Raw genomic sequence first — 13,468 nt, forward strand, 5'->3', positions numbered from 1 at the left:
ATGGAACAGAAGAGAAAGACGCGCCCGCAGGAGCGGCGCAGCAGGAAATTCGAGAAGGAAGCTCCGCGTCATAAGAGACCTCAGTCAGAGACAGAACCGAAGCGCCGCGAGGAGCCGCGCGAACTGCCCGATGACGTGCTCGTCGGGCGCAATGCCGTGACAGAGGCGCTGAAGTCGGGCCGCGGCATCAACAAGCTCTGGATCGCGAGCGGCGACCGCGAGGGCTCCGTGGCAGAGATCGCGGCGCTCGCCAAAGAGCGCGGTATCGTCGTGCAGTACGTGGAGCGCGCGAAGATCGAGGCGCTCGCCGGCGGCCACCGCCATCAGGGCGTGCTCGCCTACGTCGCGCCCGTCCCCTATGCCGAGCTCGAGGACATCCTCAAGGCGGCGGAGGCGAAGGGAGAGGCGCCGTTCCTCGTCCTGCTCGACGAGCTCGAGGACCCGCACAACCTCGGCGCACTCTTGCGCACGGCGGATGCGACCGGCGTGCACGGCATCCTGATCCCGAAGCGCCGCAGCGTCTCGCTCAATGCGACCGTTGCCAAGACGTCGGCGGGTGCCGTCGAGTACGTGCCCGTCGCCCGCATCGGCAACATCGCGCAGACGCTCAAGAAGCTCAAGGAGAAGGGGTTCTGGGTCGCCGGTGCCGACATGGACGGTGAGAAGGCCTACTACGAGGCCGACCTCACGGGCCCGCTCGTGCTCGTCGTCGGCAGCGAGGGCAAGGGCATGAGCCGCCTGACGAAGGAGGCATGCGACTTCATCGTCCGCATGCCGATGGTCGGCCGCATCAATTCGCTCAACGCCTCCGTGGCCGGCTCCATCCTCATGTATGAGTCCATGCGCCAGCGCCTCCAGAAGAAGGGCTGATGCCTTGAGCTTTTTGGCGAAAGAGCGTATAATCTCACTATAAGGGCCACGTGTTTGTCACAGTAAAAGGAGAAAAGTGCGATGGAAGAAGCAGCAGACACGGATATCATGGAGGACATGTACCGCGGATACGAGAATCTGACGGACGAAGAGATCCTCCTGGATATCAAGGAACACAACAATAAGGTCGCACTGGATTATCTGATCAACAAGTACCGGAACTTCGTCCGTGCCAAGGCGCGTTCGTATTTCCTCATCGGTGCAGATCGCGAGGACATCGTCCAGGAAGGCATGATCGGCTTTTACAAGGCCATCCGCGACTTCCGCGACGACAAGCTCTCGTCGTTCCGCGCTTTTGCGGAGCTCTGCGTGACGCGTCAGATCATCACAGCAATCAAGACGGCGACCCGCCAGAAACACATCCCGCTCAATTCGTATGTCTCGCTCAACAAGCCGATCTACGATGAGGATTCCGATAGGACGCTCCTCGACATCATCTCAGGTGCCAAGGTGTCCGACCCGGAAGAGCTCGTCATCAGCCAGGAGGAATTCGTCGACATCGAGAAGAAGATGGAAGAGATCCTCTCGGACCTGGAGTGGAAGGTGCTCATGAGCTATCTCGACGGCAAGTCGTATCAGGAAATCGCTGAAGACCTCGGCCGCCACGTCAAGTCGATCGATAACGCGCTGCAGCGCGTCAAGCGCAAGCTTGAGAAGTACATGGAGACGCGCAGCGATGACATCGACATCAACACGATCTACAAGGGACTCTCGTCCATCAACCGCCGCCTGCGTTCCGCTGACGGCGGCAAGGACGTCGCGCCCTGACCCGCATCATGACAATTCCATAAAGAGGGAACAGGTGACGCCGTAAGGCGCTGAAAAGAGAAGCCGGTCAAAGCCGGCGCGGTCCCGCCGCTGTAAGGGGAGCGAATCTGCATAGATATGTCACTGGATGAACATCTGGGAAGGCGCAGAGGAGCGATGAACCGAGCCAGAAGAACTGCCTGTCCGAAAATCACCGTTATGACCTGCGAGAGATGGGAAGGCGATTGATGTACACTGCACCTGTACTCTGTAGAGGTGCAGTCCATCATGGCAGCAAAGCTCTTCCGCGGAAGCGGAAGGGCTTTTTTATTTGTTTTGTCAAGGGAGGAAATATCATGAAGAATTGGAAGAAGATGCTGGCGGCAGGACTCGTCTGCGCGACGGCGGCGGCCTTCTGCCAGCCGGCAGAGGCGGCATATCAACTCAACCCGGAAGTGAAGAACGCGACGATGGCTTTGAAGGCGGCCTCGGAGATCGGCGTGCTGAAAAACGAAAACAAGGACCTCGCAAACCTTGCCGACAAGGATGCGATCGTCGTCATGACGTTCGGCACGACCTACAAGGATACGCGCGCCAAGACGATCGATGCGACGGTCAAGGCCATCGAGGCAGCGCACCCGGGTGTCAAGGTCGTGACGGCCTACACGTCGCACATCATCATCGACCGCGTGGCGAAGAACGAGGGCATCAAGTTCCCGACGCCTGAGGAGGCGCTTGATTCGCTCAAGGCCGAGGGCTACAGCCGCGTGGCGCTCGTCTCGCTCGACGTCATCCCTGGCATGGAGTACAACTACGACCTCGGTGTCTACCACAACTACAAGAACCAGTTCAAGAAGATGACGCTCGGCACCTCGCTGATGTACTGGCAGGGCCAGGAGAACCAGCCCGACGATGTGACGCAGACCATCAAGGCGCTCGCGACGCAGTTCCCGAAGCAGGGCAAGCACGACGCCATCCTCATCATGGCGCACGGCACGCCGCAGGTCTCAAATGCCTATTACTCCGTCATCCAGGCCAAGATCGATGAGCTCGGCTACAAGAATGTCTTCGTCTACACAGTCGAGGGCTGGCCATCTCTCGAGACGGTCCTGCCGAAGCTCAAGGCAAACGGCATCCGCCATGTCACGCTGATGCCGATGATGATGGTGGCGGGCGATCACGCCAACAACGACATGGCGGGCGCTGAGCCGGATTCGCACAAGTCCATCCTCGAGGCCGCCGGCTACAAGGTCGACGCTTACATCCACGGCATCGGCGAGAATCCGGCCATCCAGGCCGTCTACCTCGAGCGCGCCAACGACGCGTGGAATGCACTCGAGTCGAAGTGATGCAATCTGGACGGATATTTCCTGTTGTTTTGGCGTGATTCGACGGAAATCTATCGCGATGCGTGACTTTTCTCATGGCATACGGGTTTATTTTCCACTATAATGAGAAAATCGATACTCCGAGCGAAAGCACTCTAAGGATGTTCTTCTTCGCATCTATGAGGCTGAGCCTGGGTAAAACCCACAGGGAAGTGCTGGAAATGGCACTGCCTTCCGTTTTTGAAAAGGAGCGTATACCATGAAGAAATTATTTGCCCTGCTGGCAGCCGGCCTGCTCGCAGTCATGAGCGGCTGCGGCGGCCAGACGGCCAGCAACGAATCGAAGTCCTCTGCACAGGAGCCCGTGGAACTCCACGTCTCGGCAGCGGCGAGCCTGACCGATGTCATGAATGAGATCGGCAAGGACTACGAGGCTGAGCACCCGAACGTCAAGGTCGTGTTCAACTACGGTAGCTCGGGCGCGCTGCAGCAGGCCATCGAGAATGGCGGCGATGCGGACCTGTTCTTCTCTGCTGCCCAGAAGCAGATGAATGCCCTCGAGAAGGCGGGCCTGCTCGCCGATGGCACGCGCAAGGACCTGCTGCAGAATGAGGTCGTGCTGATCGTCCCGAAAGAGGGCGGCAAGGACATCAGTTCCTTTGACCAGCTGACGAGCGACACCATCACGCACGTCGCACTCGGTGAGCCGAAGGGCGTGCCGGTCGGCCAGTACTCGGAGGAGATCCTGACGAAGCTCGGCATCCTCGACGCCGTCAAGGCAAAGGCTGTCTATGGCTCGGATGTGCGCCAGGTCCTCGCCTGGGTCGCATCGGGTGAAGCCGATGCTGGTCTCGTCTATGCGACGGATGCTGCCATCTCGTCGGACGTCCGCGTCGTCGCGAAAGCACCGGCTGGCACACACAAGGATATCATCTATCCGGCTGCCATCCTGAAAGATTCGAAACATCTCGACACGGCAAAGGATTTCCTTGCCTTCGTCTCGAATGATAAGAACAAGGAACGCTTTGCGAAGTATGGCTTTGAGGTAAAATAATGGAATATGCACCGCTTATCATCACGCTCAAGACGGCTGTGGTGGCAACGGTGGTCACGTTCTTTCTCGGCATCGGCCTTGCTCTGGTCGTCGTGCGCATGCGGCGTTTCCAGGGCTTGGCCGATGCCGTTATTACGTTACCGCTCGTCCTGCCGCCGACCGTCATCGGCTTTTTCCTGCTGCTGGCCTTCGGCCGCCGCAGTCTCATCGGCAAGTTCCTCTTGCAGTTCGATGTGACCATCGTCTTTACCTGGAAGGCTGCTGTCATGGCGGCCATCGTCGTCTCGCTGCCGTTGATGTATCGCACGGCGCGCGGCGCGTTCGAGCAGATCGACCCGAACATCCTCGGGGCGGCGCGCACGCTCGGCGTCTCGGAATGGCGCATCTTCTGGCACATCCTCGTGCCGAATGCGCGCTCTGGCATCCTCGCGGGCCTTGTGCTCTCGTTCACGCGCGCACTCGGCGAGTTCGGCGCGACCATCATGTTTGCCGGCAACATCCCCGGCGTCACGCAGACGATGAGCACGGCCGTCTACGCGGCCGTACAGGCGAATGACTACGACCTGGCCTTCAACTGGGCCATCGTCATCATCGTCTTCTCGCTCGTCTTCGTCACCTTGATGAATGCCTTGATTGCACGGACGGGGGCGCCGCAGCGCCGGGAGGTTTGAGATGGAATTAGATGTCAAGATTGAGAAAGAGTTGCGTAATTTCACCTTGCGGGCGGATTTCTCGCTGCGCGATGAGGTCTTTGCTCTGCTCGGCGCTTCCGGCTGTGGCAAGAGCATGACACTCAAGTGCATCGCGGGCCTCGAGCGGCCGGACCGCGGGCGCATCGTGCTCGACGGCGAAGTCCTCTTTGACAGTGAGCAGGGCATCGACCTGCCGCCGCAGAAGCGCCGCGTCGGCTACCTGTTCCAGAACTTTGCCCTGTTCCCGAACATGACGATTGCCGACAACATCCGCTTCGTCGCGCGCGGCACGCGGCAGCAGCGCGAGGAGCGCGTGCGCGAGAATCTCGCGCGCTTTGCGCTCGCAGAGCTCGGGAATGCGTACCCGACGGAGCTCTCGGGTGGCCAGCAGCAGCGCGCGGCGCTCGCGCGCATCCTCGCGTCGGACGCGAAGATCCTGCTGCTCGACGAGCCGTTCTCGGCGCTCGACCATTACCTCAAGTGGAAACTGGAGCTCGAGCTCCGCGAAGTCCTGCGCGCCTACGACGGCGCGGCGCTGCTCGTCTCGCACGACCGCGGCGAGGTCTACCGCATGGCCAGCCGCGCGGCCGTCATCGACCGCGGCCAGATGCAGGCGGTGCACACGCGCGATGAGCTCTTCGAGAACCCGCGCACGCTCGCGGCGACGCTGCTGACAGGCTGCAAGAATGTCTCGAAGGCGGAGCGCCTCGACGCGCACCACATCCGCGCGGAGGACTGGCAGCTCACCCTGACTGTCACGGACGGCGAGCCGCAGCAGGTCGCCTATGCGGGCCTGCGCGCGCACTTCCTCAAGTACCGCGAGGGGACAGAGAATCCCGAAAAGAACATCTTCTCAATGGAAGTCACGGATGTCATCGAGGACACGTTCTCGTACCTCGTCATGATACGCCGCGCGGGGCATGAAGCCGCCAGTATCCGCTGGGAACTGCCGAAGGAAGAATGGCGTGCCATCGAGGCGCCTCGCCTCTCGGTCTACTTCCCACCGGAAAAGATCATGCTGATGGAGTCCTGAACCATGCCCCAGCATGGCTGGGAGAAAGTCTGCGCGTAGCGTGTCCGGCAAAGCGGCAAGGATAGGAGGGATCATCATGAAAAGGAGACAGAAAGGAATCTTGGCAGTCGTTTTCGTGCTACTGGCCGGTCTGGGGCTCTTTGCTTATCAGCAGCACGAGGCGGCGGTAAAGAGGGCCGCGACCCAGGAACTCACGCTCTCCGGCAATGTCGACCTGCGCGAGGTGACGCTCTCGTTCCGCGAGAGCGACCGCATCAAGGAGATGCTGGTGGAGGAAGGAGACACGGTCGAAGAGGGTCAGGTGCTCGCGCGCCTCGATACGGATGAGCTCACAATCAACCTGCGCAAGACGAAGGCACAGATCGCGGCGCAGCAGAGCACGGTCGAGAAGCTCCACAACGGCACGCGCACCGAGGAACTCCACCAGGCCGAACAGAAGCTCAGGGCGGCGGAGGCAGCAGCCTCCAATGCGCAGGGCGTCTATGAGCGCCGCCAGGCCGTCTACGACAGCGTGGAGGGCATCAGCGCGCAGGAGCTCGACAATGCCCGTACAGATGCCGAGGCGAAGCAGGCTGCGGTAGAGGAGGCGCGCGAGGCGCTCCGCGAAGCGCAGAACGGCCCGCGTCAGGAGGATATCGCGGCGGCGGAGGCCAATCTGCAGGCACTAGAGGAGGAGCAGTCGCGCGAGGAGTACCTGCTCTCGCAGTACGAATTGCGCGCGCCGACGAACGGCGTCATCCGCTCCCGCCTGCTGGAAGTGGGCGACATGGCCTCGCCCTCGACGCCTGTCTTCAAGCTTTCGCTGCTCGACAAGAAGTGGGTGCGCGCCTATGTCAAGGAGAGCGACCTCGGTCGTATCTACGAGGGACAGTCGGCCAGAGTCTACATCGACAGCCAGAAGGACAAGCCCATCGCGGGTCAGGTCGGCTACATCGCTGATACGGCAGAATTCACGCCGAAGACCGTGCAGACGGATGAGCTGCGCACGGCGCTCGTCTATGAGGTGCGCGTCTACGTCGACGATGAAGAGAACGTCCTGCGCCTCGGCATGCCGGCAACGGTCAAGATCGATCTCTGACGCGAGGGGGTAGTCATATGATGGTCATCGAGGCAAAGGGACTGACGAAGCACTTCCTGCAAAAGGATGGCGAGACGGTCGAGGCCCTGCGGGGCGTGGACATCTCAGTGCCAGAAGGCAGGCTTACGGCGCTCGTCGGGCCGGATGGCGCCGGCAAGACGACGCTGATGCGGCTGATTTGCGGCCTGATGACGAAGACCGCAGGAGAGCTTTCCGTCGTCGGGTTGGATGTGACAGAGCATCCGCAGGCGGTGCAGGACCTCCTGAGCTACATGCCGCAGAAATTCGGCCTCTATGAGGACCTGACGGTGCAGGAGAACCTGGACCTCTATGCCGACCTGCACGGCGTGCCGCAGGAATTGCGCGCGAAGCGCTTCGCGCATCTCTTAGCGATGACGGAGCTCGCGCCCTTCACGGGGCGTCTTGCGGGCAAGCTCTCCGGCGGCATGAAGCAGAAGCTCGGCCTCGCCTGCACGCTCGTGCGCTCGCCGAAGCTCTTGCTGCTCGACGAGCCGACTGTCGGCGTCGACCCGCTGTCGCGACGCGAGCTCTGGCAGATTCTGCAGCAGCTCGTGCGCGAGGAGCACCTCTCGGTGTTCGTCAGCACGGCCTACATGGAGGAAGCAGCGCTCTGCGAGACGGTCTACGTGCTCAACCGCGGCCGTTTCCTAAAGGCCGGTACACCGGAAGAGCTCCGAAGTGTCGCGAAGGGGACATGCTATGCGGTCCGCCCGCCAGAGGGCATGCCACTGCGCTCCTTGCAGAGCCGTCTGCTCGCAGAGCCTGGCATCCTCGATGCCGTGCCGTCTGGCGGTGTCGTGCGCTTCATCCTGCGCGGCAATCCGCAGGAGCTTTCGACGCTCGCAACGCTGAATCTTCTGGCAAAACCGATTGCGCCGCGGCTCGAGGACGGCTTCATGACGTTGCTCAAAGAGGATGCCGCGAAGGGAAGCACCCTCCCGGAACCGGCGAAATTCGGCGCATTTGCGGCCGCTTCGCCTGAGGAGGCGCCCGTGGAGATCGAGGTGCAGGACCTCGTGCGGAAGTTCGGCGACTTCACAGCCGTCTCGCACACGTCATTTGCCGTGCACCGCGGCGAGGTCTTCGGGTTGCTCGGCCCGAACGGCGCGGGCAAGACGACGACGTTCCGCATGCTCTGCGGCCTCTTGCCCGCGACGAGCGGCAAGCTCTCGGTGGCCGGTGTCAATCTGCGCACGGCGCGCATCGAGGCGCGGGCTAATGTCGGCTACGTTGCGCAGAAGTTCTCGCTCTACAGCAGCCTGTCGGTCTACGAGAACCTGCGCTTCTTCGGCGGGGCATACGGCCTGACGGGCGCACATCTCTTCCAGCGCATCGAGGCGGTCATGGAGGAATTCCACCTGAGAGAAGTGGCTGACCATGCGGCGGGCAGCCTGCCGGGCGGCTACAAGCAGCGCCTCTCCATGGCTGCGGCGCTCATTCACGAACCGAAGATCCTGTTCCTCGACGAGCCGACGAGCGGCATCGACCCGCTGGCGCGCCGGACGTTCTGGCGCGAGATCACGGCGCTCTCGGAGCGCGGCATGACCATCATCATCACGACGCACTTCATGGAAGAGGCGGAGTACTGCGACCGCTTCATGATCCAGGACCACGGCAGGATGCTCGTGCTCGGCAGTCCGGAGGAGATCCGCCAGCGCATGGGCTTGCAGGATGCGACCATGGATGACATCTTCGTCGCGATTGTCGAGCAGTCGCGGCGCGAAGAAGAAGCGAACGAGAAAAAGGGGGCGGCAGTATGACAAAGGGATTCTGGCGCAGGCTCATCGCCCTGACGCGCAAGGAGACGCGCGAGCTCCTGCGCGACAACAGCAGCCTGGCACTCGGCGTCGTGCTGCCGCTCGTGCTCATCCTGATCATCGGCTACGGCATGAGCCTCGATGTCAAGGAAGTGCCGACGGCCGTCGTCCTCGAGGATAGCTCGCCTTTTGCGCGCGAGGCCGTGCGCTTCACGCAAGGCTCGGAGTATTTCGCGCCGGTCTACGTCACATCGCTTTCAGAGGGCGAGGCGATGTTGCGCCGCCATGAGGTCGACGCGATGCTCGTCGTGCCGCCGGACTTCTCGGCGCGCTTCGCGGAAGGGCGGGCCAAAATGCAGGTCATCCTCAACGGCACCGAGGCGACGACGGCCATGAGCGCGCAGGGCTACTTCGAGGCCGGTGTCCTGACCTGGGCCACAGGAGAAGGAGCAAAGCGCGGCCTGTCCCCGGGCGGCATTGCCATCGAGTCGCGTATCTGGTTCAACGATGCGAATACGAGCACGTGGTTCTACGTGCCGGGCATCCTCATGCTCGTGCTGACGATCAGCGGCGTATTCCTGACGTCGGTCGTCATGGCGCGCGAATGGGAGCGCGGCACCTTTGAGTCGCTGTTTGTCACGCCGATGAAGATTCTCGAGCTCATTCTCGCTAAGACAATCCCGTACTTCGTCATCGCGATGCTCGGCATGGTCCTCTGCCTCGTCGTCGGTCGGGGGCTCTACGACCTGCCGATGCTCGGCTCGCTCGTGCTGATCCTCGGCGAGTCGATGCTCTACCTCGTCGTGGCGCTCGGCATCGGTCTCGTCATCTCGGGGCTGACGAAGAACCAGTTCCTCGCCTGCCACGTGTCACTGATGATCAGCTTCCTGCCGTCTGTCGTCCTCACGGGCTTCCTGTTCGACCTGCATGCCGAGCCTATGGCCATCCGCGTCGTCAGCAGCCTGATCCCGACGACGTACTACCTCGAGCTCATGAAGTCGCTGTTCCTGTCCGGCAACTACTGGCCGCTCATCGTGCGCGACACGGCCGTGCTCCTCGCCTTCGCCCTGTTCTTCCTTGGCTGGGCCTTCCGCATCACGCGAAAGAAGGTGGAACCATGACTACCCTCAGCCGTTTTCTCCACCATCTCTACTTTCTCTGCCAGAAGGAACTCCTGACCCTGTTCAAGGACCCGCGCATGCGCATCCAGCTCATCATGCCGGTCATCATCGAGGGCTTCCTGTTCGGCTATGCGGCCAACTACAACATTGAAGAGGTTCCTTATGCCGTCGTCGACACGTCGGGCACGTCTTCTTCGCGCGACTTCCTCGCGCACATCGCGCAATCGCCGACGTTCTCGTGTGTCGCCATCTGCGGCAATGCCACAGAGATCGGCCCGCTGATCGATGCAGGGGACATCCTCGCAGCTGTCGTCATCCCGCAGGACTTCGAGAAGCAGCTGCTGCACGGCGGGCAGACGCCCGTCCAGGTCATCACCGATGGGCGCAACCCGATGATCGCCTCCATGGCCACGAACTACATCACGCACATCGCGGCCGACTGGAGTGCGAAAGAGGGCTTCGCGCAGCCGCCCGTGACGATCGAGACGCGCACCTGGTTCAACCCGAATCAGCTATCGCGCTGGACCTTCCTGCCATCGTTCCTCGCGATGATCGCCTTCGTGCAGGTCATGTTCCTCGCGGGGCTCTCGATTGCCAAGGAACGTGAGCAGGGGACGTTTGACCAGCTGCTCGTCACGCCGTTCTCACCGACGGAGATCCTCATCGGCAAGGCGACGCCGCCCGTGCTCGTCGGCCTCTTTCAGGCGGCGATGGTCTTCCTGATCGCGCGCTACTGGTTCGAGGTCCCATTTGCAGGCAATCTCTTCACGCTGTTCCTGACGCTCCTGATCTTCATGGTCAGCACGACGGGGCTCGGTCTCTCCATCTCGTCGGTCGCCCGCAATATGCAGCAGGTGCTCGTCTACCTGCTCGTGCTCATGGTCCCGATGGTCCTGCTGTCGGGCCTCGTGACGCCGGTGGACAACATGCCGGCCTTCCTGCAGGCCGTGACGTATGCTGACCCGATGCGTTTCGTCATCGATGCCGTGCGCCGCATCTACCTCGAGGGCGCTTCTCTCGGAGAGATCGCCTGGGACTTCGTGCCGATGCTCGCCGTGGCGGCCGTGACGATGCCGCTAGCCGGCTGGCTCTTCCGCCATAAGACGACTTGAGATAAAAAGACGCGAAAAAGAGCTGTCCAATGCTTGGGCAGTTCTTTTTCTTGAGAGATATAAGAATGGGAAATTGAGAATGGGGGCTGAGGTTAGAAGAGATTGTGCACGACGAGGTACGCGAGGGCACCCATCAGGGCTGTGCAGGGGATGGTCATGACCCAGGCCGTGACCATCTGGCGTGCGACATCCCAGTGGACTGCCTTGACGCGCTCAGCCGAGCCGACACCCATGATGGAGCCGGAGACGACATGCGTCGTCGAGACTGGCAGGTGCAGCAGCGTGGCGGAGAAGATGACCAGCGAAGAGTTGAGGTCCGCTGAGAATCCGTGAATCGGGTGCATCTTGAAGATAATAATTCATTCATGTTAGTTTGTGCTGATACTCATTTGCACGGATGCTCAGTGTATCTTGGCGTGCTCGCGGATGAACGCTTCGACATTGGCGAGGTGCGGGTTCTTGCGCAGAGTTTCTGGCTCGTAGGTGATGAGCAGGCTGCCCGTGGGCAGGGATACCACGGCATCCTCGACGCCGTCGAACGAGCGGATGAACGAGGTCACCTGTTCGGCGAGCTTTTCGTTGCCGGCAAGGGCGAGGTTGTAGACGCGCACGCGGCCTGGCAGGTAGCTGGCAATATCCGTGCCGGCGAGGAAGGCGTGCAGCGAGATGGACTCTGCAGTGCCTGCTGCCTTGCGCGCCGTGCGGCCGATGGCAGCTTCGGCATCGTGCTTGAGTTTTCCCGCATGCTGGAGGCCGTGCAGGATGGAGAGCACGCCCCAGACGGCGCCGCAGGCGGTGTGGATTTTCTTGCCGGCGAAGATCGTGGCGATGGTCGCGATGCCGCTGGCCGTCAGGGGCAGGCCGAGCGGCAGTTTCTGAAAGGATTGCTTGAATGATTGCTTCATGAAGATAACCTCCTTAGGTCATGTGTTCCGATATATGAGAATGATTCGCCGCCAAATAGAGAAATCCTCTCAGAAATACTTTCCATCTGCGAAATTTTATGAGAGAATAAGGAAGCATGCAGTCGATTAATACGTCGATTAATGATAGGAAGGATTTTTAGCGATATGATAGAAGTGCAGCATCTCTGCAAGCAGTTCCCGCATCGGACGAAAGACGGACGCCAGGGATTCAAGACGGCCGTCGACGACCTGACGCTGAGCGTCGGGCGCGGTGAGATCTTCGGTCTGCTCGGCCCCAATGGCGCGGGCAAGACGACGACCATCCGCATGATGACGATGCAGACGAAGCCGACGGCGGGGACCATCTGCTACGACGGCCTCGACACGCGCCATGATGCACGGCGCATCAAGTCCCTGATCGGCGTCGTGCCGCAGCACATCAACTTCGACCAGGACCTCACGGTCGGGGAGAACCTGGAGCTTCACGCGCGCCTGCATCACATGGCGAGGGCAGAGCGGCGCGCGCGCATCGAGGAACTCCTGCGCTACGTCGAGCTCACGGATGTCGTCAACGATGGCGTCCGCAGGCTCTCGGGCGGCATGAAGCGGCGCCTGCTCATCGTGCGCGCCCTCTTGCATCGTCCGCGCATCCTGTTCCTCGACGAGCCGACGGTCGCACTCGATCCTCAGGTGCGCCGCCGCATCTGGTCGCTCGTGCAGGATATGGCGAGGAATGGCGTGACGGTCTTCTTGACGACACATTACATCGAGGAGGCCGAGGCGCTCTGCGACCGCGTCGCCATCCTCGCGAAGGGGCACCTCGTGGACCTCGACACGCCGCAGCGCCTGCGCCAGAAGATGGACCTGCCGAATCTCGAGGAGGTATTCCTCGCGCTGACGGCGGAGACACAGGCGAAGGAGGGACGGTAGAAGATGAACATCAGGGAAAATCTCATGGATATCGCGACGGTGTTCTGGCGCGACTGGGTCGTGCTCAAGCGCCGCCTCGCGAAGTTCATCCTCTCGCGCATGGTCGCGCCGATGCTCTACCTCGTCGCGTTTGGCTGGGGGCTCGGGCGCAGCATCGAGATCAGCTCCGGCACGTATCTCGACTTCCTCGTGCCGGGCATCCTCGCGCTCAACTCCATGAACATCAGCTTCAACAGCATCACGCCGGTGCATGCGGAGCGCATCTACCACAAGAGCCTCGAGGAGTACACGATCGCGCCGATCTGGCCCGACGCCTTCCTGATCGGCAAGGTGGCGGCCGCCGTCGTGCGCGCGCTGATTTCGTCGGCCATCATCGTCGTGCTGGCCGTGCTCTTCGGCGCGCACTTCCAGATGACGCCGCTCTTCCTGCTCGTGCTCGTGCTCAACTGCGTCGTCTTTGCCGAGATCGGCTTTCTCGCGGCGATGAAGATCCGCACCTACGAGGAGATGGCGCAGGTCAATACCTACATCCTCCTGCCGATGTCCTTCCTCTGCGGCACCTTCTTCTCGACGCAGGCGCTGCCGGCGGCCGTGCGTTATTTCATCGAGCTGCTGCCGCTCACGCACACGAGCTATCTCTTGCGCGGCATCGGCAGCGGCGCGGATGTCTCGTATCTCTCGCTGCTCGTGCTCGTCCTCTACGCCGTGGCGGGGTGGCTCTGGGGGAGCCGCGCCTTCCGCAGGCTGACGGAATAGACTA

General features: G+C 61.6%; 13 protein-coding genes, 1 pseudogene and 2 riboswitches. Of the genes and pseudogenes, 12 read left to right on the plus strand and 2 right to left on the minus strand.

Features of this window, described 5'->3' with window-relative positions; translation table 11 throughout:
• The 10 genes from rlmB (at position 1) to MITSMUL_RS08545 (ending at position 10,873) form a co-directional block, all read left to right on the plus strand.
• Positions 1–870 carry a 23S rRNA (guanosine(2251)-2'-O)-methyltransferase RlmB gene (gene rlmB, locus MITSMUL_RS08500; protein ID WP_005841787.1) on the plus strand — a complete coding sequence of 290 codons (870 nt, stop codon included), beginning with the start codon at positions 1–3 and terminating at the stop codon, positions 868–870.
• 108 nt (positions 871–978) lie between these two features.
• Entirely contained in the window at positions 979–1,698 is a 720-nt protein-coding gene (gene sigH / locus MITSMUL_RS08505) for an RNA polymerase sporulation sigma factor SigH (RefSeq protein ID WP_040636328.1), read from the plus strand.
• Positions 1,699–1,713: 15 nt separating this feature from the next.
• Positions 1,714–1,895, plus strand: a riboswitch (cobalamin riboswitch).
• A gap of 138 nt (positions 1,896–2,033) precedes the next feature.
• Positions 2,034–3,026 carry a sirohydrochlorin cobaltochelatase gene (locus MITSMUL_RS08510; protein ID WP_005841791.1) on the plus strand — a complete coding sequence of 331 codons (993 nt, stop codon included), beginning with the start codon at positions 2,034–2,036 and terminating at the stop codon, positions 3,024–3,026.
• A gap of 105 nt (positions 3,027–3,131) precedes the next feature.
• A riboswitch (molybdenum cofactor riboswitch) is annotated at positions 3,132–3,272 on the plus strand.
• Complete coding sequence (gene modA / locus MITSMUL_RS08515) at positions 3,265–4,059, plus strand: molybdate ABC transporter substrate-binding protein (RefSeq protein WP_005841794.1); 795 nt, start codon at positions 3,265–3,267, stop codon at positions 4,057–4,059. It overlaps the preceding riboswitch by 8 nt.
• Positions 4,059–4,730 (plus strand): molybdate ABC transporter permease subunit, encoded by a 672-nt coding sequence (gene modB, locus MITSMUL_RS08520; protein ID WP_005841797.1) that lies wholly within the window; start codon positions 4,059–4,061, stop codon positions 4,728–4,730. The genes modA and modB overlap by 1 nt, the downstream gene beginning before the upstream one ends.
• A gap of 1 nt (position 4,731) precedes the next feature.
• Positions 4,732–5,784, plus strand: a complete 1,053-nt coding sequence (locus tag MITSMUL_RS08525) for a sulfate/molybdate ABC transporter ATP-binding protein (RefSeq protein ID WP_005841799.1) — start codon at positions 4,732–4,734, stop codon at positions 5,782–5,784.
• 76 nt (positions 5,785–5,860) lie between these two features.
• The gene (locus tag MITSMUL_RS08530) at positions 5,861–6,862 is read left to right on the plus strand and encodes an HlyD family secretion protein (RefSeq protein WP_040636105.1); all 1,002 of its coding nucleotides are present in this window, start codon (positions 5,861–5,863) and stop codon (positions 6,860–6,862) included.
• A gap of 17 nt (positions 6,863–6,879) precedes the next feature.
• Entirely contained in the window at positions 6,880–8,643 is a 1,764-nt protein-coding gene (locus MITSMUL_RS08535; RefSeq protein ID WP_005841803.1) for an ATP-binding cassette domain-containing protein, read from the plus strand.
• Positions 8,640–9,761, plus strand: coding sequence for an ABC transporter permease (locus MITSMUL_RS08540; protein ID WP_005841805.1), 1,122 nt, complete (start codon positions 8,640–8,642; stop codon positions 9,759–9,761). Before MITSMUL_RS08535 ends, MITSMUL_RS08540 begins: the two co-directional genes overlap by 4 nt.
• A complete protein-coding gene (locus MITSMUL_RS08545) occupies positions 9,758–10,873 on the plus strand; it encodes an ABC transporter permease (RefSeq protein WP_005841807.1) in 1,116 nt (371 codons plus the stop codon). The genes MITSMUL_RS08540 and MITSMUL_RS08545 overlap by 4 nt, the downstream gene beginning before the upstream one ends.
• 92 nt (positions 10,874–10,965) lie before the next feature.
• Here the strand turns inward: MITSMUL_RS08545 and MITSMUL_RS08550 are convergent.
• Together MITSMUL_RS08550 and MITSMUL_RS12540 are read right to left on the minus strand one after the other, a co-directional pair.
• Positions 10,966–11,226 (minus strand): annotated as a pseudogene (locus MITSMUL_RS08550) (inorganic phosphate transporter); the annotation flags it as partial.
• Positions 11,227–11,274: 48 nt separating this feature from the next.
• Positions 11,275–11,778 carry an HMA2 domain-containing protein gene (locus MITSMUL_RS12540; protein WP_005841809.1) on the minus strand — a complete coding sequence of 168 codons (504 nt, stop codon included), beginning with the start codon at positions 11,776–11,778 and terminating at the stop codon, positions 11,275–11,277.
• Between the two features lie 165 nt (positions 11,779–11,943).
• Between MITSMUL_RS12540 and MITSMUL_RS08560 the strand changes: the two genes are divergently transcribed.
• A complete protein-coding gene (locus MITSMUL_RS08560; protein WP_040636107.1) occupies positions 11,944–12,708 on the plus strand; it encodes an ABC transporter ATP-binding protein in 765 nt (254 codons plus the stop codon).
• Positions 12,709–12,711: 3 nt separating this feature from the next.
• Positions 12,712–13,464, plus strand: a complete 753-nt coding sequence (locus MITSMUL_RS08565; protein ID WP_005841812.1) for an ABC transporter permease — start codon at positions 12,712–12,714, stop codon at positions 13,462–13,464.
• Positions 13,465–13,468 lie beyond the last annotated feature (4 nt).

Origin of the sequence: Mitsuokella multacida DSM 20544 (genome assembly GCF_000155955.1) — a bacterium.
In the GTDB taxonomy this organism is placed as follows: Bacteria; Bacillota; Negativicutes; order Selenomonadales; family Selenomonadaceae; genus Mitsuokella; species Mitsuokella multacida.